The 25857-nt window shown below is 65.7% G+C and carries 29 protein-coding genes; 17 read left to right on the forward strand and 12 right to left on the reverse strand.

Annotated features, from left to right (window positions below):
- Positions 1–8: 8 nt before the first annotated feature.
- Complete coding sequence (nadA, locus tag AVHM3334_RS06060) at positions 9–1124, reverse strand: quinolinate synthase NadA (RefSeq protein WP_284410541.1); 1116 nt, start codon at positions 1122–1124, stop codon at positions 9–11.
- An 85-nt stretch (positions 1125–1209) separates the two neighbouring features.
- Positions 1210–2076 carry a carboxylating nicotinate-nucleotide diphosphorylase gene (gene nadC, locus AVHM3334_RS06065; RefSeq protein ID WP_284410543.1) on the reverse strand — a complete coding sequence of 289 codons (867 nt, stop codon included), beginning with the start codon at positions 2074–2076 and terminating at the stop codon, positions 1210–1212.
- A gap of 65 nt (positions 2077–2141) precedes the next feature.
- Here nadC and panB point away from each other — a divergent pair, with 65 nt between their 5' ends.
- Together panB and panC are read left to right on the forward strand one after the other, a co-directional pair.
- Positions 2142–3044 (forward strand): 3-methyl-2-oxobutanoate hydroxymethyltransferase, encoded by a 903-nt coding sequence (gene panB / locus AVHM3334_RS06070; protein WP_284410544.1) that lies wholly within the window; start codon positions 2142–2144, stop codon positions 3042–3044.
- Positions 3045–3174: 130 nt separating this feature from the next.
- The gene (panC, locus tag AVHM3334_RS06075; RefSeq protein ID WP_284410546.1) at positions 3175–4032 is read left to right on the forward strand and encodes a pantoate--beta-alanine ligase; all 858 of its coding nucleotides are present in this window, start codon (positions 3175–3177) and stop codon (positions 4030–4032) included.
- 319 nt (positions 4033–4351) lie between these two features.
- On the opposite strand, the gene AVHM3334_RS06080 is transcribed toward panC, so the two are convergent.
- From AVHM3334_RS06080 to AVHM3334_RS06095, 4 genes are all read right to left on the reverse strand, one after another.
- Positions 4352–5368: an NAD(P)H-dependent glycerol-3-phosphate dehydrogenase gene (locus AVHM3334_RS06080; protein WP_284410548.1), complete on the reverse strand. Its 1017-nt coding sequence runs from the start codon at positions 5366–5368 to the stop codon at positions 4352–4354.
- Positions 5369–5435: 67 nt separating this feature from the next.
- Positions 5436–5897, reverse strand: coding sequence for a protein-export chaperone SecB (gene secB / locus AVHM3334_RS06085; RefSeq protein WP_284410550.1), 462 nt, complete (start codon positions 5895–5897; stop codon positions 5436–5438).
- A 118-nt stretch (positions 5898–6015) separates the two neighbouring features.
- Complete coding sequence (grxC, locus tag AVHM3334_RS06090; protein WP_284410552.1) at positions 6016–6288, reverse strand: glutaredoxin 3; 273 nt, start codon at positions 6286–6288, stop codon at positions 6016–6018.
- Between the two features lie 52 nt (positions 6289–6340).
- Positions 6341–6748, reverse strand: a complete 408-nt coding sequence (locus tag AVHM3334_RS06095; protein WP_284410555.1) for a rhodanese-like domain-containing protein — start codon at positions 6746–6748, stop codon at positions 6341–6343.
- A 71-nt stretch (positions 6749–6819) separates the two neighbouring features.
- Here AVHM3334_RS06095 and gpmA point away from each other — a divergent pair, with 71 nt between their 5' ends.
- From gpmA to AVHM3334_RS06115, 4 genes are all read left to right on the forward strand, one after another.
- Positions 6820–7563: a 2,3-diphosphoglycerate-dependent phosphoglycerate mutase gene (gene gpmA, locus AVHM3334_RS06100; protein WP_284410556.1), complete on the forward strand. Its 744-nt coding sequence runs from the start codon at positions 6820–6822 to the stop codon at positions 7561–7563.
- Positions 7564–7669: 106 nt separating this feature from the next.
- Positions 7670–9106 (forward strand): S41 family peptidase, encoded by a 1437-nt coding sequence (locus AVHM3334_RS06105; protein WP_284410558.1) that lies wholly within the window; start codon positions 7670–7672, stop codon positions 9104–9106.
- Between the two features lie 93 nt (positions 9107–9199).
- On the forward strand, positions 9200–9955 hold the full coding sequence (locus tag AVHM3334_RS06110; protein ID WP_284410720.1) for a HesA/MoeB/ThiF family protein: 756 nt from the start codon (positions 9200–9202) through the stop codon (positions 9953–9955).
- 116 nt (positions 9956–10071) lie between these two features.
- Positions 10072–10479: a response regulator gene (locus AVHM3334_RS06115; protein ID WP_284410560.1), complete on the forward strand. Its 408-nt coding sequence runs from the start codon at positions 10072–10074 to the stop codon at positions 10477–10479.
- 94 nt (positions 10480–10573) lie between these two features.
- Here the strand turns inward: AVHM3334_RS06115 and AVHM3334_RS06120 are convergent, their stop codons facing one another.
- Positions 10574–11206 carry a response regulator gene (locus AVHM3334_RS06120; RefSeq protein ID WP_092741509.1) on the reverse strand — a complete coding sequence of 211 codons (633 nt, stop codon included), beginning with the start codon at positions 11204–11206 and terminating at the stop codon, positions 10574–10576.
- Positions 11207–11346: 140 nt separating this feature from the next.
- On the opposite strand from AVHM3334_RS06120, the gene AVHM3334_RS06125 reads away from it, so the two are divergent.
- The 6 genes from AVHM3334_RS06125 (at position 11347) to AVHM3334_RS06150 (ending at position 15843) form a co-directional block, all read left to right on the forward strand.
- Entirely contained in the window at positions 11347–12690 is a 1344-nt protein-coding gene (locus AVHM3334_RS06125; protein WP_284410563.1) for a sensor histidine kinase, read from the forward strand.
- A gap of 222 nt (positions 12691–12912) precedes the next feature.
- Positions 12913–13077, forward strand: coding sequence for a DUF1328 domain-containing protein (locus tag AVHM3334_RS06130; protein ID WP_011796896.1), 165 nt, complete (start codon positions 12913–12915; stop codon positions 13075–13077).
- 75 nt (positions 13078–13152) lie between these two features.
- Positions 13153–13548 carry a hypothetical protein gene (locus tag AVHM3334_RS06135; RefSeq protein ID WP_284410721.1) on the forward strand — a complete coding sequence of 132 codons (396 nt, stop codon included), beginning with the start codon at positions 13153–13155 and terminating at the stop codon, positions 13546–13548.
- A gap of 54 nt (positions 13549–13602) precedes the next feature.
- Positions 13603–14175 (forward strand): ferritin-like domain-containing protein, encoded by a 573-nt coding sequence (locus tag AVHM3334_RS06140; protein WP_284410564.1) that lies wholly within the window; start codon positions 13603–13605, stop codon positions 14173–14175.
- A gap of 110 nt (positions 14176–14285) precedes the next feature.
- A complete protein-coding gene (locus tag AVHM3334_RS06145; protein ID WP_092741513.1) occupies positions 14286–14600 on the forward strand; it encodes a BON domain-containing protein in 315 nt (104 codons plus the stop codon).
- 139 nt (positions 14601–14739) lie between these two features.
- A complete protein-coding gene (locus tag AVHM3334_RS06150; protein WP_284410566.1) occupies positions 14740–15843 on the forward strand; it encodes a zinc-binding metallopeptidase family protein in 1104 nt (367 codons plus the stop codon).
- 41 nt (positions 15844–15884) lie between these two features.
- Here AVHM3334_RS06150 and coaD read toward each other — a convergent pair whose 3' ends face one another.
- The 4 genes from coaD to AVHM3334_RS06170 form a co-directional block, all read right to left on the reverse strand.
- On the reverse strand, positions 15885–16382 hold the full coding sequence (coaD, locus tag AVHM3334_RS06155) for a pantetheine-phosphate adenylyltransferase (protein WP_092741517.1): 498 nt from the start codon (positions 16380–16382) through the stop codon (positions 15885–15887).
- A gap of 181 nt (positions 16383–16563) precedes the next feature.
- On the reverse strand, positions 16564–17154 hold the full coding sequence (gene rsmD, locus AVHM3334_RS06160; RefSeq protein ID WP_284410722.1) for a 16S rRNA (guanine(966)-N(2))-methyltransferase RsmD: 591 nt from the start codon (positions 17152–17154) through the stop codon (positions 16564–16566).
- 29 nt (positions 17155–17183) lie between these two features.
- Positions 17184–18536 (reverse strand): M16 family metallopeptidase, encoded by a 1353-nt coding sequence (locus tag AVHM3334_RS06165; RefSeq protein ID WP_284410569.1) that lies wholly within the window; start codon positions 18534–18536, stop codon positions 17184–17186.
- Positions 18537–18556: 20 nt separating this feature from the next.
- Entirely contained in the window at positions 18557–20011 is a 1455-nt protein-coding gene (locus AVHM3334_RS06170) for a M16 family metallopeptidase (RefSeq protein WP_284410571.1), read from the reverse strand.
- Positions 20012–20367: 356 nt separating this feature from the next.
- Here AVHM3334_RS06170 and ftsY point away from each other — a divergent pair, with 356 nt between their 5' ends.
- From ftsY to AVHM3334_RS06195, 5 genes are all read left to right on the forward strand, one after another.
- Complete coding sequence (gene ftsY, locus AVHM3334_RS06175) at positions 20368–21486, forward strand: signal recognition particle-docking protein FtsY (protein WP_284410573.1); 1119 nt, start codon at positions 20368–20370, stop codon at positions 21484–21486.
- 280 nt (positions 21487–21766) lie between these two features.
- Positions 21767–22708, forward strand: coding sequence for an RNA polymerase sigma factor RpoH (gene rpoH, locus AVHM3334_RS06180; RefSeq protein ID WP_284410575.1), 942 nt, complete (start codon positions 21767–21769; stop codon positions 22706–22708).
- A gap of 127 nt (positions 22709–22835) precedes the next feature.
- Positions 22836–23852 carry a Bug family tripartite tricarboxylate transporter substrate binding protein gene (locus tag AVHM3334_RS06185; RefSeq protein WP_284410579.1) on the forward strand — a complete coding sequence of 339 codons (1017 nt, stop codon included), beginning with the start codon at positions 22836–22838 and terminating at the stop codon, positions 23850–23852.
- A 110-nt stretch (positions 23853–23962) separates the two neighbouring features.
- Positions 23963–24343, forward strand: a complete 381-nt coding sequence (locus AVHM3334_RS06190) for an oxidoreductase (protein WP_284410581.1) — start codon at positions 23963–23965, stop codon at positions 24341–24343.
- Positions 24344–24445: 102 nt separating this feature from the next.
- Positions 24446–25309 carry a Crp/Fnr family transcriptional regulator gene (locus AVHM3334_RS06195; protein ID WP_284410583.1) on the forward strand — a complete coding sequence of 288 codons (864 nt, stop codon included), beginning with the start codon at positions 24446–24448 and terminating at the stop codon, positions 25307–25309.
- Here AVHM3334_RS06195 and AVHM3334_RS06200 read toward each other — a convergent pair.
- A complete protein-coding gene (locus tag AVHM3334_RS06200; protein ID WP_284410585.1) occupies positions 25249–25857 on the reverse strand; it encodes an SCO family protein in 609 nt (202 codons plus the stop codon). The genes AVHM3334_RS06195 and AVHM3334_RS06200 overlap by 61 nt on opposite strands.

Genomic DNA, 25857 nt, shown 5'->3' on the forward strand with positions numbered 1-25857 from the left:
CAGGCGCCTCATGCCGCACCGATGTTCGGCACGAGCGCGCCGACCGGCTGCCCACCCTTCAGCGCCGCCGTGAAGGCCAGCATCCGGTCGATGGGCTGGCGCGCGCGCGGGATGAGCGCCGGGTCCACGTGAATGGCGTTGGCGCCGGTCTCCAGCACGCGGGCCACGTCGGCCAGTCCGTTCATGGCCATCCAGGGGCAGTGCGCGCAGCTCTTGCAGGTGGCGCTGTTGCCGGCGGTGGGCGCTTCATGGAAGGTCTTGGCCGGATTGAGCGTGCGCAGCTTGTGCATCATGCCGTTGTCGGTCGCCACGATGAATTCGCGCGCATCCATCTCGCGCGCGGCCTTCAGGATGGCGGAGGTCGAGCCCACCGCATCGGCCAGGGCCACCACGTCGGCGGGGCTCTCGGGGTGCACGAGCACCTTCGCCTGCGGGTGGGCCGCCTTCAGCGCCTGCAGTTCCTCGGCCTTGAATTCGTCGTGCACGATGCAGGCGCCGTTCCAGAACAGCATGTCGGCGCCGGTCTGCTGCTGGATGTAGGCGCCCAGATGGCGGTCGGGCGCCCACAGGATCTTGTGGCCCGCCGCCTTGAGGGCGCCCACGATCTCCAGCGCGCAGCTGGAGGTGACGAGCCAGTCGGCCCGTGCCTTCACGGCCGCGCTGGTGTTGGCGTACACGACCACCGTGCGGTCCGGATGCGCGTCGCAGAAGGCGCTGAACGCATCGATGGGGCAGCCCAGGTCGAGCGAGCAGGTGGCGTCCAGATCGGGCATGAGCACGGTCTTTTCGGGCGAGAGGATCTTGGCCGTCTCGCCCATGAAGCGCACGCCCGAGACCACCAGCGTCTGCGCGGCATGGTCGCGGCCGAAGCGCGCCATCTCCAGCGAATCGCTGACCAGCCCGCCGGTTTCCTCGGCCAGGTCCTGCAGGTCCGGGTGCACGTAGTAGTGCGACACCATGACGGCGTTCTTGTCGCGCAGCAGGCGCCGGATGCGGTCCTTGAGCGCGGCGCGCTCGGTGGGCGAGGGCTCGGCGGGCACGCGGGCCCAGGCGAACTTGGTGGAGCAGGCGGCGCCTTCTTCGGGCTGCTCGTATTCCACTTCCTTGAGGGCGATGGGGGTCATGGGGCAGTGGCTTCTTTCGGCTGCAGCGGCAGAGCGCGCGGCAGCCCGGTTCGATGGGCTTCAGGGGTGCAGGGAGCTGGCCGGGTCAGGCGATGTCCTGCATGCGCATCGAGAAATCGATGGCTTTCACGTCCTTGGTCAGCGTGCCGATGGAGATGCGGTCCACGCCGGTTTCGGCCAGCGCGCGCAGGCCTTCGAGCGTCACACCGCCGGAGATCTCCAGGATGGCGCGGCCGGCATTCAGGCGCACGGCCTCGTGCAGCATCGCAAGCGGCATGTTGTCCAGCAGCAGCATCTTCGCGCCGGCCTGCAGGGCCTCCTGCAACTGCTCCAGCGTCTCGACCTCGATCTCCACGAAAGCCGCCTGCGCGGCCACGGCCTGCGCGGCACGCAGCACGGCCGTCACGCCACCGGCGGCGGCGATGTGGTTTTCCTTGATGAGCACCGCGTCGTGCAGACCGATGCGGTGGTTGGTGCCGCCGCCCGTGCGCACGGCGTATTTCTGCGCCAGGCGCAGGCCGGGCAGGGTCTTGCGCGTATCGACGATCTGCGCCCGCGTGCCGCGCACGGCATCCACATAGGTCGCGGTCTTGGTGGCCACGGCCGACAGCAGTTGCAGAAAATTCAGCGCGGTGCGCTCGGCGCTCAGCAGCGCGCGGGCGCTGCCCTCCACCTCCACCACGACCTGATCGGGTGCGCAGCGCTCGCCCTCCTGCACGTGCCACACGGTGCGCGCGGCAGGGTCCAGCGCGAGAACGGCGGCCTCCACCCACGGGCCGCCGCAGATCACCGCGCTTTCGCGGGCCAGCACGCGGGCGCGCACGCGGCGCACAGGGTCGATCAGGCCGGCGGTGAGGTCGCCGGCACCCACGTCTTCGCGCAGCGCGCGGGCAACGTCGTCCTGGGCCAGCGCGGCGATGCCGCCGTCCAGGGAAAGGGGGGATTTCGTCATGGGCGGCAAGCATAGCGGCATCGCATAGACTCGCCGCACTTTCGGCCCGGCTCTGCCACATCCACATGACCACTGCCACCCCTGCCACCGCCTCCGCTGCGGCGTCCACCGCGACGCCCTACGGCACGCTGCCGCCCGCCTCTCCCCTGCCCGAGCGCCGCCCCGTGAGCCTGCCGCGCCTGCAGCAGATGCGCGAGGCCGGCGAGAAGATCACCATGCTCACGGCCTACGACGCCACCTTCGCCGCCATGGCGGACGCCGCGGGCGTGGAGTGCATCCTGGTCGGCGATTCGCTGGGCATGGTCTGCCAGGGCCTGCCCAGCACCGTGGGCGTGTCGCTGGACACCATGGCCTACCACACGGCCAGCGTGGCGCGCGGCCTGCACCGCGTGCAGGGCACGGCGTGGCTCATCGCCGACCTGCCCTTCGGCACCTACGCAGAAAGCCGCGAACAGGCGCTGCGCAGCGCCTGCACGCTCATGCAGGCCGGCGCGCACATGGTCAAGCTGGAAGGCGGTGGCTGGACGGCGCCCACGGTGGAGTTCCTGGTGCAGCGCGGCGTGCCCGTGTGCGCCCACCTGGGCCTCACGCCGCAGACGGTGCATGCCCTGGGCGGCTACCGCGTGCAGGGCAAGGGCGACCTGGCCGCGCGCGCGCTGCGCCAGCAGGCGTCCGAGCTGCAGAACGCAGGTGCCGCCATGCTGGTGCTGGAGATGGTGCCGGCAGCCCTGGCGCGCGAACTCACGGCCGAGCTGGCCCACTGCCACACCATCGGCATCGGGGCGGGCAGCGGCACTGCCGGCCAGGTGCTGGTGCTGCACGACATGCTGGGCATCCACCTGGCCAAAATGCCGCGCTTCGTGCACGACTTCATGCAGGAAGCCGGCAGCGTGCGAGGCGCGATGCAGGCCTATGTGCAGGCCGTCAAGGCCGGGCGCTTTCCCGACGACGCGCTGCACGCCTGGTAGGGCGCGCTCTCCCCGCGCTCATCCCGCGCTAATCCCGCGCTCATCCCGCTCTCATCCCGCTTCCTTCCTCAACGGCCGGCCCTGCGGCTTCATGGCGGCCCGGCGGCTGCCCTCTTCTGATCGGAACACCATGCTCATCGCACACACGCTGGCCGACCTGCGGCAGGCTCTGGCAGGCCGGGGCCGCCCCGCCTTCGTGCCCACCATGGGCAACCTGCACGCCGGCCATATTTCGCTGGTGGAACAGGCCCGGCCACTGGGCGACGTGACGGTGGCCAGCATCTTCGTGAACCGCCTGCAGTTCCTGCCCCACGAAGACTTCGACAGCTATCCCCGCACGTGGGAGGCCGACTGCGCCCAACTGCGCGAGGCCGGCTGCGACGTGCTGTTCGCCCCGCGCGAGGCCGATCTGTACCCCGAGCCGCAGACCTTCAAGGTGCACCCCGATCCGGCGCTGGCCGACATCCTGGAAGGGCACTTTCGCCCCGGGTTCTTCGTCGGCGTCTGCACGGTGGTGATGAAGCTCTTCGCCTGCGTGCTCGGCGCGAGCGGCGGCACGGCCGTGTTCGGCAAGAAGGACTACCAGCAGCTCATGGTGATCCGGCAGATGGTGCGGCAGTTCGCCCTGCCGATCGACGTGGTGGCTGGCGAAACCCGCCGCGCCGAGGACGGCCTGGCGCTCAGTTCGCGCAACGGCTATCTCGGTACGCAAGAGCGCTCGCGCGCCCGGCAGCTGGCGCAGGCGCTCCAAGCGCTGGCGGACGCCGCCTTGGCGGTCCAACCCGGCCAAGGCGGCCTGGGCGCACTGGAGCAGCAGGCCATTGAGGCGCTGCGCAGCCAAGGCTGGCAGCCGGACTACCTCACCGTGCGCCGCCGCAGCGATCTGCAGCCGCCATCGGGCGACGGCTCACTGCGTGGCGGCACATGGGTGGCGCTCGGCGCCGCACGGCTGGGCAGCACCCGGCTGATCGACAACCTGGAGTTTTGAAACCCGGGCTGCTGGACCGAGTTTTCCGAGCCATCGCCCAGTGCAAGGGAGCCGTCTGGCGCCTTGCGCTCTCCTGCATGGCCGGTAGGCTCGGGACTACGCTGGCAGGTGCCCACGCCGCACCGCAAGGGCCAGGGTGGGCCCTTAAGGTTGATTCATCGATCAACCACTTTTCAGGAGAAATTCCATGCCCGTCATCCTCTGGCTCCTCGGCGTCCCACTGTCCCTCGTTCTGCTGCTGATGCTGTTCGGCGTGCTCTGAGCACCCCGGTATGTTGTGGGCTCAAGAGGCCCGGTGACTGAGCTTTAGGGGCCTGACTCAAGGCCGCGAGAGCTCAGCCACCGGGCCTCTGCCCATGAGCATCGTCAACGCATCGTGCGGCGTTCTTCGGCCGTCGAGCAACGCGACCACCGCTTCGGTGATCGGCATGTCCACCTGCAGGTGGCGTGCCCGCGCCAGCACCGTTCTGGCGCTGTACACGCCCTCCGCCACATGGCCCAGTGAATCCACGGCCTGCGCGAGCGTCAGCCCTTGCGCCAGCGCCTGGCCCACGCGCCGGTTGCGTGACAAGTCTCCGGTGGCGGTCAAGACCAGATCGCCCAGGCCGGACAACCCCATGAACGTATCGGCTCTTGCGCCCAGTGCGAGCCCCAGCCGGGTCATCTCGGCCAGGCCGCGCGTGATGAGGGCGGCTCGGGCATTCAGGCCCAGATCGAGCCCGTCGCACAGCCCCGTGGCGATGGCCAGCACGTTCTTCACGGCACCTCCCACCTCCACACCGACGATGTCGTCATTGGCATACACGCGCAGCGTGGGGCCATGGAATGCGTCCACCAGCAAGTCGCGCACCGCCGCATGGGGACTCGCCGCCACCAGGGCCGTGGGCTGGCCGCGCGCGGCCTCCTGGGCGAAGCTGGGGCCGCTCAAAACGCCGCTGCGCAGGCGCGGCGCGGCCTGCGCGCAGACTTCATGCCCCATCAAACCGACGGCGCTGCCGCCGGGTGGCGCGGCCTCGAAGCCCTTGCACAGCCAGGCGACCGGCACATCGAGGGCGCTCAGCGTGTGGAGCATGCCCCGCAAGGCGGACATGGGCGTTGCGACGATGGCCAGGTCCGCGCCCAATGCGAGCGCCAACGGGTCACCCGCGCTCAGCGCCAGGGAAGAAGGGAATTCGATGTCCGGGAGGTACCGAGCGTTCTGCCGGGCCGCCTGCATGCCGGCGATCTGATGGGCATCGCGCGCCCACAGCGTCACGGCATGCGCTGCCGGGTGTGCCGCGGCGCTGATGGCCATGGCGGTTCCCCAGGCACCAGCCCCCAAAACAACAATGTTCATTCGTGCGTGCGTGCCTGGGCTTGCGCACGAAAGGCCGAGCGGGCCTCCCTGCGCAATGCGCAGCTGATTACTGCGTGATGATGGGCGACGGTGCGGCCGAGGCCACCTGGGCTTGCTGCTGCTCGTACATGGCCTGGAAGTTGATTTCGGCCAGGTGCACCGGGGGGAAACCGGCGCGCGTGATCATGTCGGCCACGTTGCCGCGCAGGTAGGGATACACGATCTGCGGGCAGGCGATGCCCATGATCGGGCCCATCTGGTCTTCAGGAATGTTGCGGATTTCGAAGATGCCGGCTTGCTTGGCTTCGACCAGGAACACGGTCTTGTCCTTGATCTTGGTCTGCACCGTGGCGGTCACGGCCACTTCGAAGATACCGTCGGCCACGGGCGTGGCTTCCACACCCAGTTGGATGTCCACGCTGGGCTGCTCTTGCTCGAGCAGGATGGCGGGCGAATTGGGCTGCTCCAGGGACAAGTCCTTCAGATACACGCGCTGGATCTGGAACACGGGATTTTCTTCGGTAGCCATGGTGTCGGTCTTTCAGTCAGAACACTATTCGACAAAACAAAGCCCGCTGGGGAAACGCTCCCGCAGCGGGCACTTGGGGCTGCATTATGCAGCGGCGCAGCGGCTGGAAAGCCGCCTCTCAGGCATCGGCCGCCGTACCGCCCAGCAGCGGCATCAAGCCGCCACGGCCGTCGAGCGCGACCAGGTCATCGTGCCCGCCGACGTGCGTTTCGCCGATGAAGATCTGGGGCACCGTGCGGCGCCCGGTGGTTTCCATCATGTGCGTGCGGGCCACGGGATCGAGATCCACGCGGATTTCCTCGATCTGCTCGACGCCTTTCGACTTGAGAATCTGCTTGGCCCGAATGCAATAGGGACAGACGGCGGTGGTGTACATCTTCACGGCTTGCATGGGACGGCCTTTCTGCTCAAAAAATTAGCGATACATCGCACATTGCGGCCAATCAGGCCTTTTCAACCGGCATGCTGGCGTCTTTCCATGCCTTCAGGCCACCCGCCAGGGCTTGCGCATTGTCGTAGCCGAGCTTTTTGGCGATGCCGACGGCGCGCTGGGCCCGCGGGCCCTTGGCGCACACCAGCACGAGCGGCAGGGCCTTGTTCTTGACCACCTGCGGCAGGCGCTCTTTCAGCTGGCCCAGGGGAATGTTCTTCGCGCCGCCGACATGGCCGGCCGCAAATTCCTCGGGCTCGCACACGTCGATGACGACGCCTTTTTCACGGTTGATGAGTTGCACGGCGCGCGCCGCCGTCAACGATCCGCCCGTCGCATCCTTCAGGAGCGGCACCAAGAGCATGCCGCCGGAGGCCAGCGCGATGAAGACCAGATACCAATTGTCGATGATGAATTTCACGTCAGTCCTAGGGTTGGCAAACCGCACGATTTTAGAATGCTGGATTTTGACCCGCCTGCTCTAGGGAAACCATGCACCAACTCGTCCTCATCCGCCACGGCGAATCCACCTGGAATCTTGAGAACCGCTTCACCGGCTGGACCGACGTCGACCTCACGCCGACCGGCGTGGAGCAGGCCAAGAACGCAGGCCGCCTTTTGAAGGCGGAAGGCTATGAATTCGACCTGGCCTACACCAGCGTGCTCAAACGCGCCACGCGCACGCTGTGGCATGCGCTCGACGAAATGGACCGCACCTGGCTGCCGGTACAGCACAGCTGGCGCCTCAACGAGCGCCACTACGGCGCGCTGCAGGGGCTGAACAAGGCGGACATGGCCAAGCAATATGGCGATGCACAGGTGCTGGTGTGGCGACGCAGCTACGACACCCCACCGCCGGCCCTGGAAGCCACCGACCCCCGCAGCGAACGCGGCGATATCCGCTACGCCAGCCTTGCGCCCGAACAGATTCCACTCACGGAGTGCCTCAAGGACACAGTGGAGCGCGTGCTGCCGTTCTGGAACGAATCCATGGCGCCAGCGATCCGGTCGGGCAAGCGCATCGTCGTGGCCGCGCACGGCAACTCCATCCGCGCACTGGTCAAATACCTCGACGGAATTTCGAACGACGACATCGTCGGCCTGAACATTCCGAATGGCATTCCGCTGGTCTATGAGCTCGATGCCGACCTGAAGCCCCTGCGGCATTACTACCTGGGCGATGCCGAAGCGGCCGCCAAGGCAGCGGCTGCGGTGGCGTCCCAAGGCAAGGCGTAAAGCGCATGTAAAGGCGGTCCGTGCCACGCAAAAGTCGCTTCCATCGCGGAACTGCAATGGGGGCAATCTTTCCAAGGTGTATATTGAAGCGGCAAAGGTGTTTTTAATGGGCCACAAACTGAAAATCGCAGGTTGGGTGTCGATCGGCGTCGTTGCCGGGGCACTGACCACCGTCTCTCTGCAGACGGTGGCGCGCGGAGCGATGACGCCGCTGCCGCTTGAGGAAATCCAGCAGTTGTCTGCCGTCTTCGGACTGGTCAAGACCGACTACGTTGAGCCGGTCGATGACAAAAAGCTCATCACCGACGCGATCTCGGGCATGGTGTCCAGCCTGGACCCGCATTCCCAGTATTTCGACAAGAAGTCGTTCAAGGAATTCCGCGAAGGAACCTCCGGCCGCTTCGTCGGAGTCGGGATCGAGATCACGCAGGAAGACGGACTGATCAAGGTCGTCTCGCCCATCGAGGGCTCTCCTGCCTTCCGTGCGGGCCTGAAGACGAACGACCTCATCACCAAGATCGACGACACCGCCGTCAAGGGCCTCGCGCTGAACGACGCCGTCAAGCGCATGCGCGGCGAGCCGAGCACCCAGGTGACGTTGACCATCTTCCGCAAGGACGAAAGCCGGACCTTTCCGGTGACGATCACGCGCGAAGAAATCAAGACGCAGTCCGTCAAGGGCAAGGTCATCGAGCCTGGCTACGGCTGGATTCGCCTGTCGCAGTTCCAGGAACGCACGGTGGACGACTTCGTGCGCAAGATCGAAGAGGTCTATCGCCAGGAACCCAATCTGAAGGGGCTGGTGCTCGACCTGCGCAACGATCCGGGTGGACTGCTCGATGCCGCGGTGGCTGTGTCGGCAGCGTTCCTCCCAGAGAACGTGACCGTGGTGACGACCGACGGACAACTCGCGGAAAGCAAGGCCACGTTCAAGGCGGCGCCGGAGTTCTACCAACGCCGCGGCAACGGAGATCCCCTCAAGCGGCTGCCCGCATCGCTCAAGAGCGTTCCGCTGGTGGTGCTGGTCAACGAAGGCTCCGCCTCTGCCAGCGAAATCGTGGCCGGCGCCCTGCAAGACCACAAGCGCGCCACCATCATGGGAAGCCAGACGTTCGGAAAGGGCTCCGTGCAGACGGTGCGTCCTTTGGGCCCAGACACCGGCATCAAGCTGACCACGGCACGCTACTACACCCCGAGCGGCAAATCCATTCAGGCCAAGGGCATCGTGCCCGACGTCATGGTGGACGAAAGCGCCGAGGGCGATGTCTATGCATCCTTGCGCATGCGAGAAGCCGATCTGGAAAAGCATCTGACCAGCGGCCAGGGCGAAGAGAAGAAGGACGAAGCCCGCGAAAAAGCCCGCGAAGAAGCACGCAAGCGCCTTGAGGAAGAAGCCAAGAAGCCGGTCGCCGACCGCAAGATGCCCGAGTTCGGCTCGGACAAAGACTTCCAGTTGGCACAGGCGCTCAACCAGTTGAAGGGCCAGGCCGTACTGGTCAGCAAGACGCAGACGGAACGCAAGGAAGAGAAGAAGGAAAACTGAGGTTTTCCAAGGCTTCCACCGCTCACCGATGGCCGGGCTCCTTACGGGCGCCCGGCCTTTTTCATGGCCCAGGGCTCATCTCTTTCGCTGCCGATGACCGACGATCAGCTACTCCGCTATTCCCGCCACATCATGCTCGACGACATCGGGATCGAGGGGCAGGAACGCATCCTCAACGCCCATGTGCTCGTGATCGGTGCCGGCGGGTTGGGCTCACCAGCCGCCTTGTTCCTGGCCTCAGCGGGCGTGGGCCGCATCACCCTGGTGGACGACGATGCGGTGGACCTGACCAATCTTCAGCGCCAGATCGCCCACACCAGCGCGCGCGTGGGCGAGTCGAAAGTGCGCTCCGCCGCACAGGCGTTGAAAGCGCTCAATCCGGAAGTCCGAATCGAGGCGGTACAGGCCCGCGCCGATTCGCAATGGCTGAACGAACGGGTGCCCCAAGCCACCGTCGTGCTGGACTGCAGCGACAACTATGCAACTCGCCAAGCCGTGAATGCGGCGTGTGTGAACCACCGCATTCCGTTGGTCATCGGAGCAGCCATTCGGTTCGATGGGCAGATCACCGTGGTGGACCCTCGCAACGCACAGGCACCCTGCTATGCCTGCATCTTCCCACCCGATGCGGCGTTCGAAGAAACCCAATGCTCGACACTGGGCGTCTTTGCCCCGATGGTGGGAATCATGGGTTCCATGCAGGCAGCGGAAGCATTGAAGCTCATCGTCGGATGCGGTGAATCGCTCGCAGGACGGTTGCTGATGCTCGATGGGCGTTCCATGGAGTGGACTGCTTTGAAAATCCCACGCCAGGAGCATTGCTCCGTGTGCCGCCATGCCAGACCGTAGGAAGAATCCTACCGGCTCAGCATGTTGCTACTGGCAGAATGACACACTGGTTCCCCATAAAGTGAAGCTGTGATCACCTCCCCCTTCTGCCGCCGTGATCCGGACTGGACCCCACAGTGAAACTGCGTACCTATATTGTTGAAGACAACGCCACCATCCGCGAAAACCTGATCGGCACGCTAGAGGAACTGGCAGAGGTGGAGGCCGTAGGCATTGCGGAAACCGAAGATGAAGGCAAAGAGTGGCTTGCCAACAATTCAGGCCAGTGGGACTTGGCCATCGTCGATCTGTTCCTGCGCCAGGGAAGTGGCCTGGGTGTTTTAGCTGCCTGCCGCAACCGGACTGCCGGCCAGAAAATGGTGGTGCTCAGCAACTATGCGACGCCTGACGTCCGCATGCGGTGCGCGCAGCTTGGTGTTGACGCCGTATTCGACAAGTCCAATGAAATCGACGCACTGGTGGAGTACTGCGTGGAGCACAGCACCACCCGCCGCCAGACCACTACAAAGTCCGCCACAGGTTAGGAAGCCACTGGCGTGGCAAATGGCGGGGGACGGCGCCGAACACGCTCGCAAAAAAGGCCACCGGATTCGGTGGCCTTTTGCATTGAGCGCCGCTTTAATCGATCAGCTTGTTTTTCAGCGCGTAATAGGTGAGGTCGCTGTTGGACGACAGCGCCATTTTTTCCATCAACCGCGTGCGGTAGGTGCTCACCGTTTTCACGCTGAGCGACAGCGACTTGGCGATGTCGCCAGCCGTTTCACCCTTGGCCAGCTTGAGGAACACCTGGAACTCGCGTTCCGACAACTGTTCGTGCGGCGGGGCATCGTCCTTGCGGTTGAGCTGCTGCGCGAGCAGATCGGCGACGGCAGGGGTCAGGTAACGGCGGCCCAACGAAATGGTGCGAATGGCTTCGACGATTTCCTTGGGGTCGCATTCCTTGTTGAGATAACCACTGGCGCCCTGGCGAATCAGGTTGATGGCGTAGTGCTCTTCCGGGTACCCGCTGAGGATCAGGATGCCCATGTCAGGCGCCTTGGCGCGCAACATGGCCAATGCGTCGAGCCCGCTTTGCCCTGGCATCGACAAATCCATGAGCAGCACGTCGATCTCCTGTGCGCGCACCAAATCGATGGCCTCGCGCCCATTGGACGCCTCGCCTACCACCCGAAGGTCTACATGTTCTGACAAAAATTGTCGCAATCCCGAGCGGACAATCGCATGGTCATCCACAATGCCGATCTTGATCATTGAGCATTCTTTCAAGGGGCAGCCTAGCTGCCCGTTATCGTTCTGGTAGCCAATTCACCCGTTGCGGGCGTGCGTGCAGCGGAACACCGCTGGCTGGTGACATTATCCAGAAATCACCCGCTTGTCTTTCGGAGAAACCTATGCGCTGGTCCAATTTTCGCAAGATGGCTGTCAGCTTGCCCCTGGCACTGCTGGCTGCATCGGCGTTGGTTGGCATCAACGAGGCCGGTTACGACCGCTCGCACGACGCAGTCAGCGCCCTGTCTCGCACCTACGCGACGCGTGCCGCACTCGACCGCATGATGCAGAACATGCTCGACGCGGAAACCGGCCTTCGAGGTTATTTGCTGACGGGTGATGAGCGCTATCTGGAGCCTTATGAAAAGGCGGCCTCCACGATCAACAGCAACCTGGATGAGCTGCGTGCCATCTTTCTAGGATCTTCCGCCGAAGATCAGGAAGACTTCACGCAGCTGTCGCGGCAGATTTCCCGCAAGATGTCCGAGCTCGACCTGAGCCTGCGGCTGCGGCGCCAGGACAACGACGACGCCTGGAAGTTCGTGCTGTCCACCGATGTCGGCAAAGAGAACATGGATGCCATTCGGTCCCTGTCGGGCAAACTGACCGAGCGCAGCACCGACAGAACGAACCACAGCACGCAAGAGATCCTGCACTCTCTCATGTTGTCGCGCATCGGCATCGCCACCATGGCAGCGATCGGGCTGCTGGCGTTCTACATGTACCTGCGGCAGGCCAGCGCGCTGCAGTCGTTCAATCAGCGCGAACAAGAGACGCTCGAGCGGGAACGGGACCGCCTGGAGCAACTGGTGCGCGAGCGCACGGCTTCGCTCACCGAACTGGCGAACCACCTGCAACAGGTGCGAGAAGACGAGCGAGGACACTTGGCGCGTGAGTTGCACGACGAACTGGGTGCGTTGCTCACCGCTGCCAAGCTCGATGTCGCGCGGCTGAAGTCCAAGGTCGATTCCCAGGCCCCTGAAATTGCGGAGCGCCTCAAGCACCTGACCGAAACGCTGAACAGCGGCATTGCCCTGAAGCGCCGCATCATCGAAGACCTGCGTCCTTCGTCGCTGTTCAATCTGGGACTGACGGCATCGCTGGAAATCCTGGGCCGGGAGTTCGCGGAGCGCAGCAATATTCAGGTCGACCTGAATCTCGAAGCCGTCGATCTGCCGGAATCCGTTCAGTTGACCATCTACCGCATGGTGCAGGAATCGCTCACCAACATCGGCAAATACGCCAACGCCGCCAAGGTGCTGGTCGCCGTCCACAACTACCCAACGCACGTGGCGGTGCAGATTCGCGACAACGGCAGCGGCTTCGACACCGAGAAGGTCAACTCTTCCGCCCATGGACTGATGGGCATGCGGCACCGGGTGGAAGCAGCGGGCGGCCGGCTGACGGTCACGTCAGATCCCAGTGAAGGCACGCTCGTTTCCGCCGTGCTGCCGCACGTTCACTGACCTGGCCGCACTGCGGCTCTTCGGCAGAGCCGCCCTCCCCTTCACACGCGGTAGCGCCCGGCATCTTGGGCCATTGCATTTCAGATCGGCCGCGTCCTACATGGCTGCGCGCCGGGCACCGGCAGCGTGCGCACGCCGCGAAAACTACATTCAATCCAGGCGCTGACAAAGCGGCGCCACCCCACCAACCCGCCGGAACATCTGGTGCAAGAGGAGATGGATATGTTGCATTACGCAGTGGTTTTCCTGGTGATCGCCCTGATCGCCGCACTTTTTGGCTTCGGCGGTATTGCTGCCGGTGCCGTGGGTATCGCGAAGATTCTGTTCTTCGTATTCGTGATCATGGCCGTGGTCACTTTCGTTCTGAGCCTGCTCAAGCGCGGTTGATGCCCGCTTGACCAGAACGCTCACGAATCAAGCTGGCTCGCCTACCTTCGCAATCCCGAAAGGACTTCAATCATGATGAACACTCAGAACGCCGCACAAAAAGCCGTGGACTCCGCCCACAGTGCAGCCGACAGCATGCTGGACTCTGCCAAGGACGCCGTGCAATCCACCCGCACCGCAGCCAATGCCACCCTGGACAAGGCAGAGCGCAAGGTCGATGAACTGCACAGCGAGGTGAACCCGCTCATCGACGATTTGGCAGCCCGGGCACAGGATCTGGCCTCGCGCGGTATTTCGTACTGTGCTGACACCACCGAACGCGCGCGCCGCCAACTGAATCAGGCAGCAGACGTCACCACGCGCTATGTGGTCGAGCAGCCTGGCAAGTCGTTGCTGATGGCTGCGGTTGCCGGCGCCGCAGTGGCAGCGCTTTGCATGATGAGCCGCCGTCCCCGCCGCTACGACTATTGAACGACTTCGTCGTCCACGGCTTAGAAAACACCCATAACAACAAGCGAGCGCTCCATGCCTCCTGAAACCGCTCTCAACCCGGCCACCCATTCGCCGGCCGATTCCCAGACCCTCGTGCTGGATGAAAAGGCGCTCCATTTCGCAGCGACCCAAGACCTCGAAGAAGGGGCAGTGACCCCTGCATACGGCCCCCACCGCGATGCCATCGTCAAGCTGCTGAATGATGCCCTGGCGACCGAACTGGTCTGCGTGCTGCGCTACAAGCGCCACCATTTCACGGCCGATGGCATGGAGTCTCCTGCGATCGCCGCCGAGTTTCTGGTGCATGCGAATGAAGAGTCCGCCCACGCGGACAAGATCGCGCAGCGCATCGTGCAACTGGGCGGTGAGCCTGATTTTTCGCCCAGCACCTTGGAAGAACGCAGCCACGCCGACTACGACGAATCGTCCGACCTCAAGGCCATGGTTCGCGCCAACCTGGTGGCGGAGCGCATCGCCGTGGAAGCCTACCGCCAGATGATCACGCTGATCGGCGACAAGGACCCGACGACGCGCCGGATGCTGGAAGGCATCCTGGCCGACGAAGAAGAGCATGCCGACGAACTCAAGGATTGGCTGCAGCGCTGAAAGGCGCAACGCCACCCAAGAAACAGTTCATCGACCACGGAGGGTGCAACAGGTCGATGGGCTGCAGAACCCCAAAGCACCCGTGTTCAACCAAACCAAGGAAATAAATCATGAAATACGCACGTGCCCTCGCTTTTGCAGCCCTCGCTGGCGCAACCATCATCTCCGCAGGCTGCTCGGTGGCGCGCGATCAGCAAACCGTCGGCTCCTACGTGGACGACGCCGGCATCACGACCGCAGTGAAGGCCAAGATGGCTGAAGACAAATCGGTTTCCGCAACGTCGATCAGCGTGGAAACGCTGAACGGCACCGTTCAACTGTCCGGTTTCGCCAAGTCGCAAACCGAAAAGAACACGGCTGAATCCATCGCCCGCAACACCAAGCATGTGCGCGACGTGCGCAACAGCATCGTTGTGCGTCCTTGAGGTTCCGCAGGCCTGACGGCTTGCCACCCTCCAGAAAAACAGGCTCTTCGGAGCCTGTTTTTCTTTCAAAGCCCACAGGGTTGCCACACTCTTGCCGCATGTGCGCTGCAAGATATCTCACAGGCCCTAAGCTCGCACCATGCAGGTATTCAATTGCGACCAATGCGGTCATCTGGTTTTCTTCGACAGCGTCCAATGTCTGCATTGCGGCGCCAAGCTGGCGTTTCTTCCTGACCAAATGACGATGGCCGCGCTGGTGCCGGCCGTGTCCGGCCTGCGTGACGATTCGGACCTCTGGGAAAGGGTGGCTGACTCGGCACGCGGTAGCGCACAACCGCTGTACCGCCTGTGCCACCACCGCTCGGCCCACCGCGCCTGCAATTTCGCGCTGACCGCCGATGACCCGCACAGCCTGTGCGTTTCGTGCCGGCAAACGCGCACCCTTCCCGACCTGTCCGAGCCGGCCAACCTGCGCCGGTGGAAACAGATCGAGCACGCCAAGCGCCAGCTTTACTACACGCTGGCCAAACTGGGGCTGGAGCCGGCGCCCGCTGGGGATAGCCCCAACTTCGAGTTCCTGGCCGACCAGCCTGGGTATCCGGTCATCACCGGGCACTCCGGCGGCACGATCACGCTCAACATCGCCGAAGCCGACGATGACGAGCGGGCCCGGCGCAGGCTGGCCCTGCACGAACCCTATCGCACCTTGATCGGCCACCTGCGGCACGAGTCCGGACATTTCTACTGGGACCGGCTGCTGCGCGACCAGGGCAAGCTCGACAATTTCCGCGCCGTTTTCGGCGACGAGCGGCAAGACTACGGCGCCGCGCTGCAGGCCTACTACGCCAGCAGCCCGCACCTTCGGGACTGGGGCGACGACCATGTGAGCGCCTACGCCACCGCCCACCCCTGGGAAGACTGGGCCGAGACCTGGGCGCACTACCTGCACATGGTGGACCTGCTGGAGACGGCCTCCAGCTACCACACAGGCCTGCAAATTCCGAAGCCGAAGGCCGGCGCGGCCCGGCGCTACACCATGAACGACCCGTTCGCGATGCGCTTACCGGATTTCGACGCCATGGTGAGCGAATGGGTGCCCCTCACGCTGCTGCTCAACAGCCTGAACCGCAGCCTGGGCCAGCAGGACGCCTATCCGTTCGCCCTGTCGTCCGGGGCGCTGGCCAAGCTGCGATTCGTGCACGAGGTGGTGCAGTCGGCGCGGGGCGTGCTGCCGGCCCACTGAGGCACGTCAGCCCCGTGGCAGGCTACGCGGCCAAAAGCGGGTCAGGACGATAAAGCGCGGACCTTGACGGCCAGCCGTTCGGACACCTCCGCCGAGACGAACTTGTCCACCTCGCCGCCCAGCAGGGCGATTTCGCGCACGAAGGTGCTGCTGATGAACTGGAACTTGTCGCTCGGCGTGAGAAAGACGGTTTCCACCTCGGGCATGAGGCTGCGGTTCATGCCCGCCAGCTGGAACTCGTAGTCGAAATCGGTCACGGCGCGCAGGCCGCGCACCATGGCTTTTCCGCCCCGCTCGACCACGAAGTCGCGGAGCAGGCCGGAGAAGGTTTCCACCTGAACCTGCGGGTATGCGCGGACCGCTTCGCGAACCATCTCGATGCGCTCTTCGAGATTGAACAGGGTCTTCTTGTGGTGCCCGGCAGCCACCGCCACGATCACCCGGCCAAAGAGCTGCGTGGCGCGGCGCACAACGTCTTCATGGCCCAGCGTGATGGGATCGAAGGTACCCGGATAAATGGCGAGGACGTTCTGGGCCATGGCGTGGTCGCTCCTTTGCGGTTTGGCGGCAGGGGGGCACACGCGGTTCAGCGGGCGCAGGGGCGGATTATGCAGTGGACCGAAAACCCGCTCCAAAGGAACCGGCAGCTATGAGAGCTTCAAGCCAAAAAGGCCTCCAGCGCATATTCCTCTAGGGGATATAGCTATCAATTCAATAGCGTCACTGTTTTTTCAGCAGGTGGGCGTGGACCGCGCCCGCCTTGAGATGGCGGTGAACCACCAGCCCCAGGGTGGCCAGCGCTGCCTCGTCCCAGGCCTGTGGCGCCTCCAGGTAGATGAAGCCGTCCGCTGCGGCGACGGCCTGAGCGGCGGCAGCCAACGCCGGCTCGAACAGGGGGCTGTCGAAAGGCGGGTCCAGGAACACGAGATGCAGGCTGCCGGGCGCGCAGTGGCGCAGCGCCGCGATGCCATCGCCCTTTTGCACACGCACGGCCATCGCGTGCAGGCGCTGTTGCAGCGTGTGCAGTTGGTCCACCAGGGCGGGATCGTTTTCGACCAGCTGCACCGCCGCCGCGCCGCGCGAGGCAGCCTCGAATCCGAGAGCGCCGGTGCCGGCGAAAGCGTCGAGACAGCGCCAGCCGCTCAAGTCCTGCCCCAGCCAGTTGAAGAGCGTTTCGCGAACGCGGTCCGGCGTCGGGCGCAGGCCGGGTCGCTGGGCCACCGGAAGGCGGGTGCGCTTCCATTGGCCACCGATGATGCGGACCTCCCCCGCGCCCTTTGCGGCGGGCTTTCGAGCGGCGGGGGCCGGCACTGCGGGTGCCGCGCGGCGTGCGGGCCGGCTCACTGCTTGCCTCCGACCACGACGGTGACCATGCGATCGGGTTGCAGCTTGCGGGCCATGGCGGCGCGAACGTCGGCTGCGGTGAGGGCCTGCACCCGGTCGGTCCAGTGCTCCAGGTAATCCAGAGGCAGGTCGTTCCAGGCGATGTTGACGACATTCGCCAACAGCTTGCGATTGCTGTCGATGCGCAGGGCGAAGCCGCCGATGAGGTTGTCCTTGGCGGCACGCAACTGGGCCTCGGTCGGGCCCTGGGCGACGAAGCGGGCGATGACGTCGCGCGACACCTTCACCGCTTGCGCGGCCTGGTCGGGGCGCGTCTGCAAACCGATCAGGAAAGCGCCGGTGTTCAAGCCCGGCGAGAACTGGCTGTACACGCTGTAGCTCAGGCCGCGCTTTTCGCGCACCTCGCTGGTCAGCAGCGAAGTGAAGCCGCCGCCACCCAGGATGTGGTTGCCCACCAGCAGCGCCAGAAAATCCGGATCGCGCCGCGCAAAGCCCGGTTGCCCGATCAGCACGTGCGCCTGCGCCGAAGCGAAGGGAATGTCCTGCTGCACCGGTGCGGTCAGCGCCTGTACCTCCGCCACCGGCGGCAGCGGTTGGCAGGTGGCGGGATCGCGAGAGGGCATCTGCGACAGCAGCGTCTTCACCAGCGCCTGGGCCTGCGCCCGGGTGACGGCACCCACGATGCTCACGCGCGCCCTGCAGGTTTCGACGTAATGGTCGTGATAGGCCTGCATGTCGGCGACCGCGATGCGGCCCAGCGTCTCGGGCGTGGCGCGCTGGCCGTACGGATGGGTGCCGTACATCGCGCTGCCGAAGGCCTTGGCCGCCGCTGTGCCGGGGCGGGTCTCCGCCTCTTTCAGGGCGGCTTCCCAACGCGATCGTTCACGCTGCCAGATGTCTTGCGGAAAGCTCGGCTGGGCCAGTTGCCGGGCCGCCAGGCGTGCGGCGTGGTCCAGCAGGTCGGGCTCTGTGAGCGAGCGCAGCGAAAAGCTCAGGCCATCGCGGTCGGCCGCTGCTTCGAAGCTCGCGCCGAGGTCCGCCCAGGCTTCGCCCAGCGCGTTTTCATCCATGGCCGGTTCGCTGCCCTGGGCGCGCACGCCCTTGGACGACATGGACGCCACGGCGCTCGCGAGGCCGGCCTGCTCGGCCGGATCGCGGCGTGCGCCCGCGTCAAAGTCCACCTGCACATCGACCATGGGGATGGCGGGGCTCTCCACCAGCCAGACACGGGCGCCACTGGGCTCCGTCCAGTGCTGGATGGGCAAGAGCGCCCAGGCGGGGTGCGCCAGGCACAAGGCGCCGGCAAAGGCGAGGCAGGCACGCGCAGAAAGTCGTCGAATGGTTTTCATGGGTGGGTTCCTGCGCGTTCTCAATGCATCCGCCCGTCGGCACCGGCCGCGGGTGCGGCGCGCTTCGCGCCGGGGGCCAGGGGTTGCGGCAGCAGCGTGCCCACGGTGAGCTGGTCGTCGCCGAAGTAGCGGGCCGCCACCGATTGCACCTGCGCGGGGGTGACCGCGCGCAGCAGGGCGATGAGGCGCGCATCGGCGTCGGGCGGAAAACCCTGCACCCAGTTGCTGCCCAGGTCGCTGGCCTGGCTTTGCAGCGAATCGCGCTGGTAGATGGTGGAGGCCGCCCACTGCGTCTTCACGCGGGCCAGTTCGGCCTCGCTCACGCCTTCGCGGGCGATGCGGGCGACCTCGGCGCGCAGGGCGTCCTCGACCTGCTGCGGGGTCTTGCCGGGGGCCGGCACGCCGGTCAGCAGGAAAACGCTGGGGCCGCGGCCCACGACGGATGCGGAGCTGTCCGAGCTGTCGGCCACGCGGTCGGGGCCCTGGCTCAAGGCGCGCTCCAGCCGTGCGCCGTCGTAGCCGCTGAGCACGGCCGACAGCGCCAGCAGCGAGAGCGCATCGCGGTCGCTGTCGGCCATGCCTTCGAGCCGCTCGATGCTGGGCACGCGAAACGCCAGGGCCACGTAGGCCTGCTCGGCTGGGGCCTTGTAGGCGATGCGGCGGATGCCCTGCTGTACGGGCTCTAGGCGGGGTTTGCGCGCCGGTACCGCGCGCACGGGAATGCGACCGTAGTATTTTTCGGCGAGCACGAGGACCTTGTCGGGCTCCACGTCGCCGGCCACCACGATCACGGCGTTGGCCGGCACGTACCACTGCCGGTGGAAGGCCCGCACGTCGTCAGCGGTCATCGCATCCAGATCGCTCATCCAGCCGACGACGGGACGGCGGTAGGTCGAGGCGATGAAGGTCGCGGCATAAAGCTGCTCGATGAGCGCGGCCCGCGGCTGGTCTTCAGTGCGCATGCGGCGCTCTTCCTTGACCACCTCGATCTCGCGCTTGAACTCGGCATCGGGCCACTGGTTGTTGGCGAAGCGGTCGGCCTCCAGCTTCATCACGTCTTCCAGCCGGTTCGCGGGAATCTGCTGGTAGTAGCCGGTGTAGTCGCGGCTGGTGAAGGCGTTTTCCTGCCCGCCCAAAGCGGCCACGCGGCGCGAGAACTCACCCGGGGGCACGGTCTTGGAGCCCTTGAACATCATGTGCTCCAGTGCGTGGGCGACGCCGGAGGTGCCATCCACCTCGTCCATCGCACCGACCCGCAGCCAGACCATGTGCACCGCCGTGGGCGCCCTGCGGTCGGGCTGCACGATGAGCTGCATTCCGTTCTTCAAGGTGAACTGCCGAACCCCTGTGGACGCAGGGCGTTGCGCCTGCGTGTCCTGGGCCGAAGGGGGGAGCGAGGGGGGTGCGGACGGCGGGGTTTGGGCCCCGGCGTGCACGCAGGCCAGCAGGCCCAGAAGGGTGATAGCGCGTTTCATAGAATGGATGCGATTCTAAGAACCTTCCAATGTTCAGTTTTTTCAAGAAAAAGCCCGCTTCCCCCACCGAGCCGCAAGCCCCCCTTTCCACGGAGGCTGCGCCAGCCGTCCCCGTGCCCGCAACCCCGCCCTCCAGCGCGCCGCCGGCGCCTGCTGCGGCACCCGCCGGCACGCCTGCGCCTTCCGGGGGCTTCGGCTGGCTGCGAAATCCTTTCGCAGCGAAGGCGCCGGTGGAGGTATCGGTGCCAGCCCCGGTCCCGGTGCCGCCGCCAGCCCCAGCAGCCCTGTCGTCCGCGCCGGTCGCGATGCCTGTACCGGTAGCACCACCGGCTCCGGCGGCGCCTGCGGCCCCTGCCATGCCGGTCGCGCAACCCGTGCAGGTCGCCCCTCCTGCCTTGGCACCAGCACCAGCACCAGCACCACCAACGCCGGTCGCCCCTGTTCAGGCCCCTGCGCCGGTCGCCTTCAAGGTGTCGGCACCTGCGCCATTCCCGCCGCCCCCTGCGGTTCCTGCGCCCGCGCCGATCCCCGCACCCGTGCCAGCCCCAGCGGCGGACTCGGCACCCGTGGAAGCGGAACGCAAGGGATGGCTCAACCGCCTGAAGAACGGCCTGCGCAAGACCGGCAGCAGCATCGCCACCGTCTTCACCGGCACGCAGATCAACGACGCGCTCTATGAAGAACTGGAAGAGGCGCTGCTCATGGCCGACACCGGCGTCAAGGCCACGCAGCACCTGCTGGAGGACCTCAAGCGCCGCGTGAAGGACACCAAGACGACGGACCCCGCCGCCGTCAAAGCCCTGCTGGCCGATGCTTTGGCCGATCTGCTGCGCCCGCTGGAGAAATCCCTGGTCATCGGCCGCCATACGCCGACCGTGATCATGGTCGCGGGGGTCAACGGCGCGGGCAAGACCACGTCCATCGGCAAGCTGACCAAGCACCTGGCCAACGAAGGCGCCGCCGTGCTGCTGGCCGCGGCGGACACGTTCCGCGCGGCGGCGCGCGAACAGCTCGGCGTCTGGGCTGACCGCAACACGGTCGAGATCGTGAGCCAGGAAGGGGGCGACCCCGCAGCGGTGAGCTTCGACGCCGTGACCGCCGGCAAGGCGCGCGGCAAGGATGTGGTGCTGGTGGACACGGCCGGGCGCCTTCCGACCCAGTTGCACCTCATGCAGGAGCTGCAGAAAATCAAACGCGTGGTGACCAAGGCGGACGCCACGGCTCCGCACGAGGTGCTGCTGGTGATCGACGGCAACACCGGGCAGAACGCCCTGGCCCAGGTACGCTCTTTCGACGACGCCCTGCAGCTCACCGGGCTCATCGTGACCAAGCTGGACGGAACGGCCAAGGGCGGCGTGCTGGCCGCCATCGCCCAGGAACGGCCGATTCCCGTGTATTTCATCGGCGTGGGCGAAAAACTCGAAGACCTGGAAACGTTCAATGCCAAGGAATTCGCACAGGCGCTGCTGACCTGACGCCCCTGGCCTGCCTCTCCCGACCCCAGGCAAGGAGAGGCAGGCGCTTCGAGGCAGCCCGAATTGGTGCCATCCGGTGAATTGATTGTTCACGAAACGAAGTTTTTTGATTTTTTCGCTGCTTTTTTCATAGCAGCGAATCGTTATGGAACCTGCACGGCCCCATAATTTTTCTTCAAGGACTCATCCACCCTGTCCTACGAAATGGCGGGAACCAGTCCCTTAGCACTCCCTCTTACTGAGTGCTAACATGAATGACATGGAAGAAAGGATCTCTGGAATGACGCTTCAATCTGGCATCGCAGCGACTGCTCTGGCTCCCGCCAATCCTTGGGCGCTCATCCCCCCCTTGGGCAACCTGGACGCCTACATTTCGGCGGTCAACCGCCTTCCGCTGCTGACGGCGGAAGAAGAACGCACGTACGCGCGCCAACTCAAGGAAAACAACGACGTGGATGCGGCGGGCCGCATGGTGATGTCGCACTTGCGTCTGGTCGTGTCCATCGCCCGCCAATATCTCGGCTACGGCCTGCCCCACGGCGACCTGATCCAAGAAGGCAATGTCGGCCTGATGAAGGCCGTCAAGCGCTTCGACCCCGATCAGAACGTGCGCCTGGTGAGTTACGCCATGCACTGGATCAAGGCGGAAATTCATGAGTACATCCTCAAGAATTGGCGCATGGTCAAGGTGGCGACGACCAAGTCGCAGCGCAAGCTGTTCTTCAATCTGCGCTCGATGAAGCAGGGCTTCAAGGCCGACGCTGCCGCAGCCGATGCCGCCACCCACCGAGACACGCTGTCCGAGCGCGAGATCGACGCCGTGGCGCGGCATCTCAACGTCAAGCGCGAAGAGGTGATCGAGATGGAAACCCGCCTGTCGGGCGGCGACGTGATGCTGGACCCTTCGCCGTCCGATGACGGTGAACAGGCTTACGGCCCCATCGCCTACCTGGCCGACGGCGCACACGAGCCGACCGCCATGATCGAGTCGCGCCAGCGCGATGTCCTCGCCACCGATGGCATCGCCACCGCGCTGTCGGGCCTGGACGAACGCAGCCGCCGCATCGTGGAAGAGCGCTGGCTGAAGGTGAACGACGATGGTTCGGGCGGCATGACGCTGCATGAACTGGCAGCCGTGTACGGCGTGAGTGCCGAGCGCATCCGCCAGATCGAAGTGGCCGCCATGAAGAAGATGAAGAAGGCCCTGGTCGAATACGCCTGACGGACCGGCGGTGCCGCCGAAGGGTGGCATGGCGATAATCACGAGCGCGCAAATCCTGGTGGATTGCGCGCTTTTTCTTTGTGCGCGGGCGCCCGGCCCGCCGCTTCCACCCCAAGGACACGATCCCATGATTTTTGCTGCTCTCCACCGCCGTACGTTCATGGTGGCTTTGTCGCTCGCTGGTGCGCTGGGCACGGCATCGGCGCAGCCGGCAGCCAAAGCACCGGCCACGCCAGGATGGCCGAGCAAGCCGCTGCGCATCATCGTGGGCTTTCCGCCGGGCTCCTCGCCCGATCTGACGGCGCGCACGTTCTCCGAGCCGCTGGCGCAGGCGCTGGGCCATCCGGTGATCGTGGAAAACAAGGTGGGCGCGGGCGGCAACATCGGTGCCGATGCCGTGGCGAAAGCCACGGACGGCCACACCATCGGCTTGTTCATCAACGGCAACCTGACGATCGCCAGGCTGCTCAATCCGGCGGTGCCGTATGACCCGCAAAAAGATCTGGCGCCGCTGAGCCTCATCGGCACCTCGCCCCTGGTGTTGACCGCCCCCTCCGCGCAGCCGGACGTGCCCGCCGATGCCGATGCCCGCGCGTTCCTCGACGCGGCACGCAAGGCCGGCAACCGCTGGAGCTACGGCACGCCCGGCGTGGGCACCGTGGGGCACCTGGGCACGGAACTGCTCAAGGCCCGCGCCGGCATTGCGCCGGTGCATGTGCCCTACCCCGGTTACCCGCAGGTGGCCACGGGCATGCTGGGCGGCCAGTTGCAGATGGCCCTGCTGCCACCGGCGCTGGCGCTGTCGCAGGAGCGCACCGGCAAGCTGCGCCTCATCGGCGTCACCTCCGCCGGACGCAGCACGCTGGTGCCGGGCGTTCCCAGCCTGGCCGAAGCCGGCGTGACCGATCTGAACCTGGAAATCTGGAACGCCTTCGCCGCTCCGGCCACGATGCCTGCTGAGGTACAGGCCCGGCTGTCCGCGTTGATCGCCGAGATCGCCCGCAGTCCCGAAATCCGCGCCAAGCTCTTTCAGCAGGGCTGGCAGGTGGCCGGCACCTCGGCGCAGGGGCTGGCCAACCGCATCCAGGCCGACACCGCGCTCATGGCCCGCGTGATCCGGACGCAGGGGATTCGCGCGGACTGATCGATCCCACCGGGCTGCGTACCCGGCGCGGCCACCGATGTTGATGCAGATCATGCCTGGCCAGGCGCGGGGCCGGCAGACTGGCGCCTTTCACACCACCAAGGCGTGCCATGCAGCCCTTTCGCATCGTCGTCATCGGCGCCGGCCATACCGGCACCCCCTTGCTCCAGCAGTTGCTGGCGGCGCCGTTCGTCACGCTGCTCGGCGTGGCGGACCTGGACCTTTCGCTGCCCGGCATTGCGCTGGCGCGCAGCCGAGGCATTCCGGTGACGACCCGCTTCACGGACCTGCTGACCGAGCACGGCAGCACCGTGGACATCGTCATCGACGTGACTGGCGAGCCCGCCGTGCGCGAAGCACTGCGCCGGCACATGGTGGACGCGGGCAATCAGCAGACGGTCATCCTGCACGAGAAGATCGCCCTGCTGCTGATGTCGCTGTCGGCAGGCGAGCGCATCGAGGGCCGGCACGGTGAGGTGGCCTACGCCTGAAGTGCGGCGGTTGCCATGCCATGGCATCCATCCACGGCTGTCACTTTGCTATATTTTTCATAGCAATATGCCTTAGTGGATATTGCGGTGGAGCCTTTTTTCATGCATACCCTTCGATCGGCTCCAGACATCGCTCTCAGCACCGGCAGCGCCATTCCCCTTTGCCAGTCCTGCGCTTGCCGATCGCATTGCCTGCTCGGCCGCGCGCCTTGGGAGGTGCAGCGGGCCTGCGGCCTGGTGGAGCGGCGTTTCCGCAAGGGCGAGCGGCTGACGCTCGAAGGCCGGGCGGTGCCAGTGCTGCAGATCGTCAAGATCGGAACGGTGCTACTGCACCGCCGGGGCACCGATGGTCAGGACTTGCCTGTGGGCATGGCGGGTTGCGGTCAGGCGCTGGGTACGACGCCCCTTTTCGCGGCGCCCATGGCGCTGTCCGCCACCGCCGTGGCCGACGGTCGGCTGTGCGAGATGCCTGCGGCCGCGCTGACTGCAGGGCACGGCGGCCCGGCCCTGACGGGCTTGCTGCACGCGCTGTCACAAGAACACGCCAGGGCCCAGGCGCAACTGGCCGACTGGTCCCGGCTGCTGCGGGTGCGCCGCGCCACGGCACGCCTGGCCGGCGCCCTGCTGCTGCTGGCCGACTTGCAGCGCAGTTCTCTGGTTCGGCTGCCGACGCAGGCGCTGCTGGCATCGCTGCTGGCCACGACGCACGAGACGGTGGCGCGGGGGCTTGCGCACATCGAACGTGCAGGTGGATTGGCCCGGCAGGACCGCTGGCACTGCGCCATCGCGCGGCCGCGCCTTGCTGGGTTGGCACGAGGGGCCGAAACACCTGTTTCAGCGGCACAGGCAATGGCCATGCACCCGGCGCCGGCCGCACGCACGACCGGCCTGGCTGCCGCACTGGCTCAGCCCTCGTTCAGCAACGCCTGCACGTCGGCGGCCAGCGCCTGCGCACCGCTGCCGTAGCGGTTGTACACGCGCAGCCGGCCAGCGGGGTCGTACACGTAGCTGCCGGCCGAGTGGTCCATGGTGTAGCTCGTGGGGGTCTTGCCGTCGACCTTCTTGTAATAGATCTTGAAGTCCTTGGCGACGGCAGCCAGCTGCTCGGGGCTGCCGCGCAATGCCAGAAAGGTCGGGTCGAAGTTGGCCATGTAGGCCTTCAACACTTCGGGGGTGTCCCGCTCGGGGTCCACGGTGACGAAGATGCCCTGGAGCCGGTCGCCGTCCTTGCCCAGCGAACGCTTGACCTCCGCCAGCTCCACCATCGAGGTGGGGCACACGTCGGGGCATTGCGTGTAGCCGAAGAACACGACCACGACCTTGCCCGCGAAATCCTTGAGGTGGCGCTGCTGGCCGTTGTGGTCCGGCAAGGGCAGGTCTTTGGCGTAGTCGGCACCCGTGATGTCCACGCCCCGGAACTCCGGGCCCTTCTTGGAGCATGCAGCCAGCAGGCCTCCAGCACTTATCAGCAAAGCGCTTCCAGCTATATTTTTAAGAGCATTGCGTTTGTTCAT

The sequence above is a fragment of the Acidovorax sp. SUPP3334 genome (assembly GCF_030159055.1).
Lineage (GTDB): Bacteria > Pseudomonadota > Gammaproteobacteria > Burkholderiales > Burkholderiaceae_C > Paracidovorax.

Excerpts from the sequence above, each read along its gene's own strand:
- nadA (WP_284410541.1), bottom strand. The coding sequence starts at position 1,124 with ATGACCCCCATCGCCCTCAAGGAAGTGGAATACGAGCAGCCCGAAGAA.
- nadC (WP_284410543.1), bottom strand. The coding sequence starts at position 2,076 with ATGACGAAATCCCCCCTTTCCCTGGACGGCGGCATCGCCGCGCTGGCC.
- panB (WP_284410544.1), top strand. The coding sequence starts at position 2,142 with ATGACCACTGCCACCCCTGCCACCGCCTCCGCTGCGGCGTCCACCGCG.
- panC (WP_284410546.1), top strand. The coding sequence starts at position 3,175 with ATGCTCATCGCACACACGCTGGCCGACCTGCGGCAGGCTCTGGCAGGC.
- AVHM3334_RS06080 (WP_284410548.1), bottom strand. The coding sequence starts at position 5,368 with ATGAACATTGTTGTTTTGGGGGCTGGTGCCTGGGGAACCGCCATGGCC.
- secB (WP_284410550.1), bottom strand. The coding sequence starts at position 5,897 with ATGGCTACCGAAGAAAATCCCGTGTTCCAGATCCAGCGCGTGTATCTG.
- grxC (WP_284410552.1), bottom strand. The coding sequence starts at position 6,288 with ATGCAAGCCGTGAAGATGTACACCACCGCCGTCTGTCCCTATTGCATT.
- gpmA (WP_284410556.1), top strand. The coding sequence starts at position 6,820 with ATGCACCAACTCGTCCTCATCCGCCACGGCGAATCCACCTGGAATCTT.
- AVHM3334_RS06105 (WP_284410558.1), top strand. The coding sequence starts at position 7,670 with ATGGGCCACAAACTGAAAATCGCAGGTTGGGTGTCGATCGGCGTCGTT.
- AVHM3334_RS06110 (WP_284410720.1), top strand. The coding sequence starts at position 9,200 with ATGACCGACGATCAGCTACTCCGCTATTCCCGCCACATCATGCTCGAC.
- AVHM3334_RS06120 (WP_092741509.1), bottom strand. The coding sequence starts at position 11,206 with ATGATCAAGATCGGCATTGTGGATGACCATGCGATTGTCCGCTCGGGA.
- AVHM3334_RS06125 (WP_284410563.1), top strand. The coding sequence starts at position 11,347 with ATGCGCTGGTCCAATTTTCGCAAGATGGCTGTCAGCTTGCCCCTGGCA.
- AVHM3334_RS06130 (WP_011796896.1), top strand. The coding sequence starts at position 12,913 with ATGTTGCATTACGCAGTGGTTTTCCTGGTGATCGCCCTGATCGCCGCA.
- AVHM3334_RS06135 (WP_284410721.1), top strand. The coding sequence starts at position 13,153 with ATGAACACTCAGAACGCCGCACAAAAAGCCGTGGACTCCGCCCACAGT.
- AVHM3334_RS06140 (WP_284410564.1), top strand. The coding sequence starts at position 13,603 with ATGCCTCCTGAAACCGCTCTCAACCCGGCCACCCATTCGCCGGCCGAT.
- AVHM3334_RS06145 (WP_092741513.1), top strand. The coding sequence starts at position 14,286 with ATGAAATACGCACGTGCCCTCGCTTTTGCAGCCCTCGCTGGCGCAACC.
- AVHM3334_RS06150 (WP_284410566.1), top strand. The coding sequence starts at position 14,740 with ATGCAGGTATTCAATTGCGACCAATGCGGTCATCTGGTTTTCTTCGAC.
- coaD (WP_092741517.1), bottom strand. The coding sequence starts at position 16,382 with ATGGCCCAGAACGTCCTCGCCATTTATCCGGGTACCTTCGATCCCATC.
- AVHM3334_RS06165 (WP_284410569.1), bottom strand. The coding sequence starts at position 18,536 with ATGAAAACCATTCGACGACTTTCTGCGCGTGCCTGCCTCGCCTTTGCC.
- AVHM3334_RS06170 (WP_284410571.1), bottom strand. The coding sequence starts at position 20,011 with ATGAAACGCGCTATCACCCTTCTGGGCCTGCTGGCCTGCGTGCACGCC.
- ftsY (WP_284410573.1), top strand. The coding sequence starts at position 20,368 with ATGCCGGTCGCGCAACCCGTGCAGGTCGCCCCTCCTGCCTTGGCACCA.
- rpoH (WP_284410575.1), top strand. The coding sequence starts at position 21,767 with ATGACGCTTCAATCTGGCATCGCAGCGACTGCTCTGGCTCCCGCCAAT.
- AVHM3334_RS06185 (WP_284410579.1), top strand. The coding sequence starts at position 22,836 with ATGATTTTTGCTGCTCTCCACCGCCGTACGTTCATGGTGGCTTTGTCG.
- AVHM3334_RS06190 (WP_284410581.1), top strand. The coding sequence starts at position 23,963 with ATGCAGCCCTTTCGCATCGTCGTCATCGGCGCCGGCCATACCGGCACC.
- AVHM3334_RS06195 (WP_284410583.1), top strand. The coding sequence starts at position 24,446 with ATGCATACCCTTCGATCGGCTCCAGACATCGCTCTCAGCACCGGCAGC.
- AVHM3334_RS06200 (WP_284410585.1), bottom strand. The coding sequence starts at position 25,857 with ATGAACAAACGCAATGCTCTTAAAAATATAGCTGGAAGCGCTTTGCTG.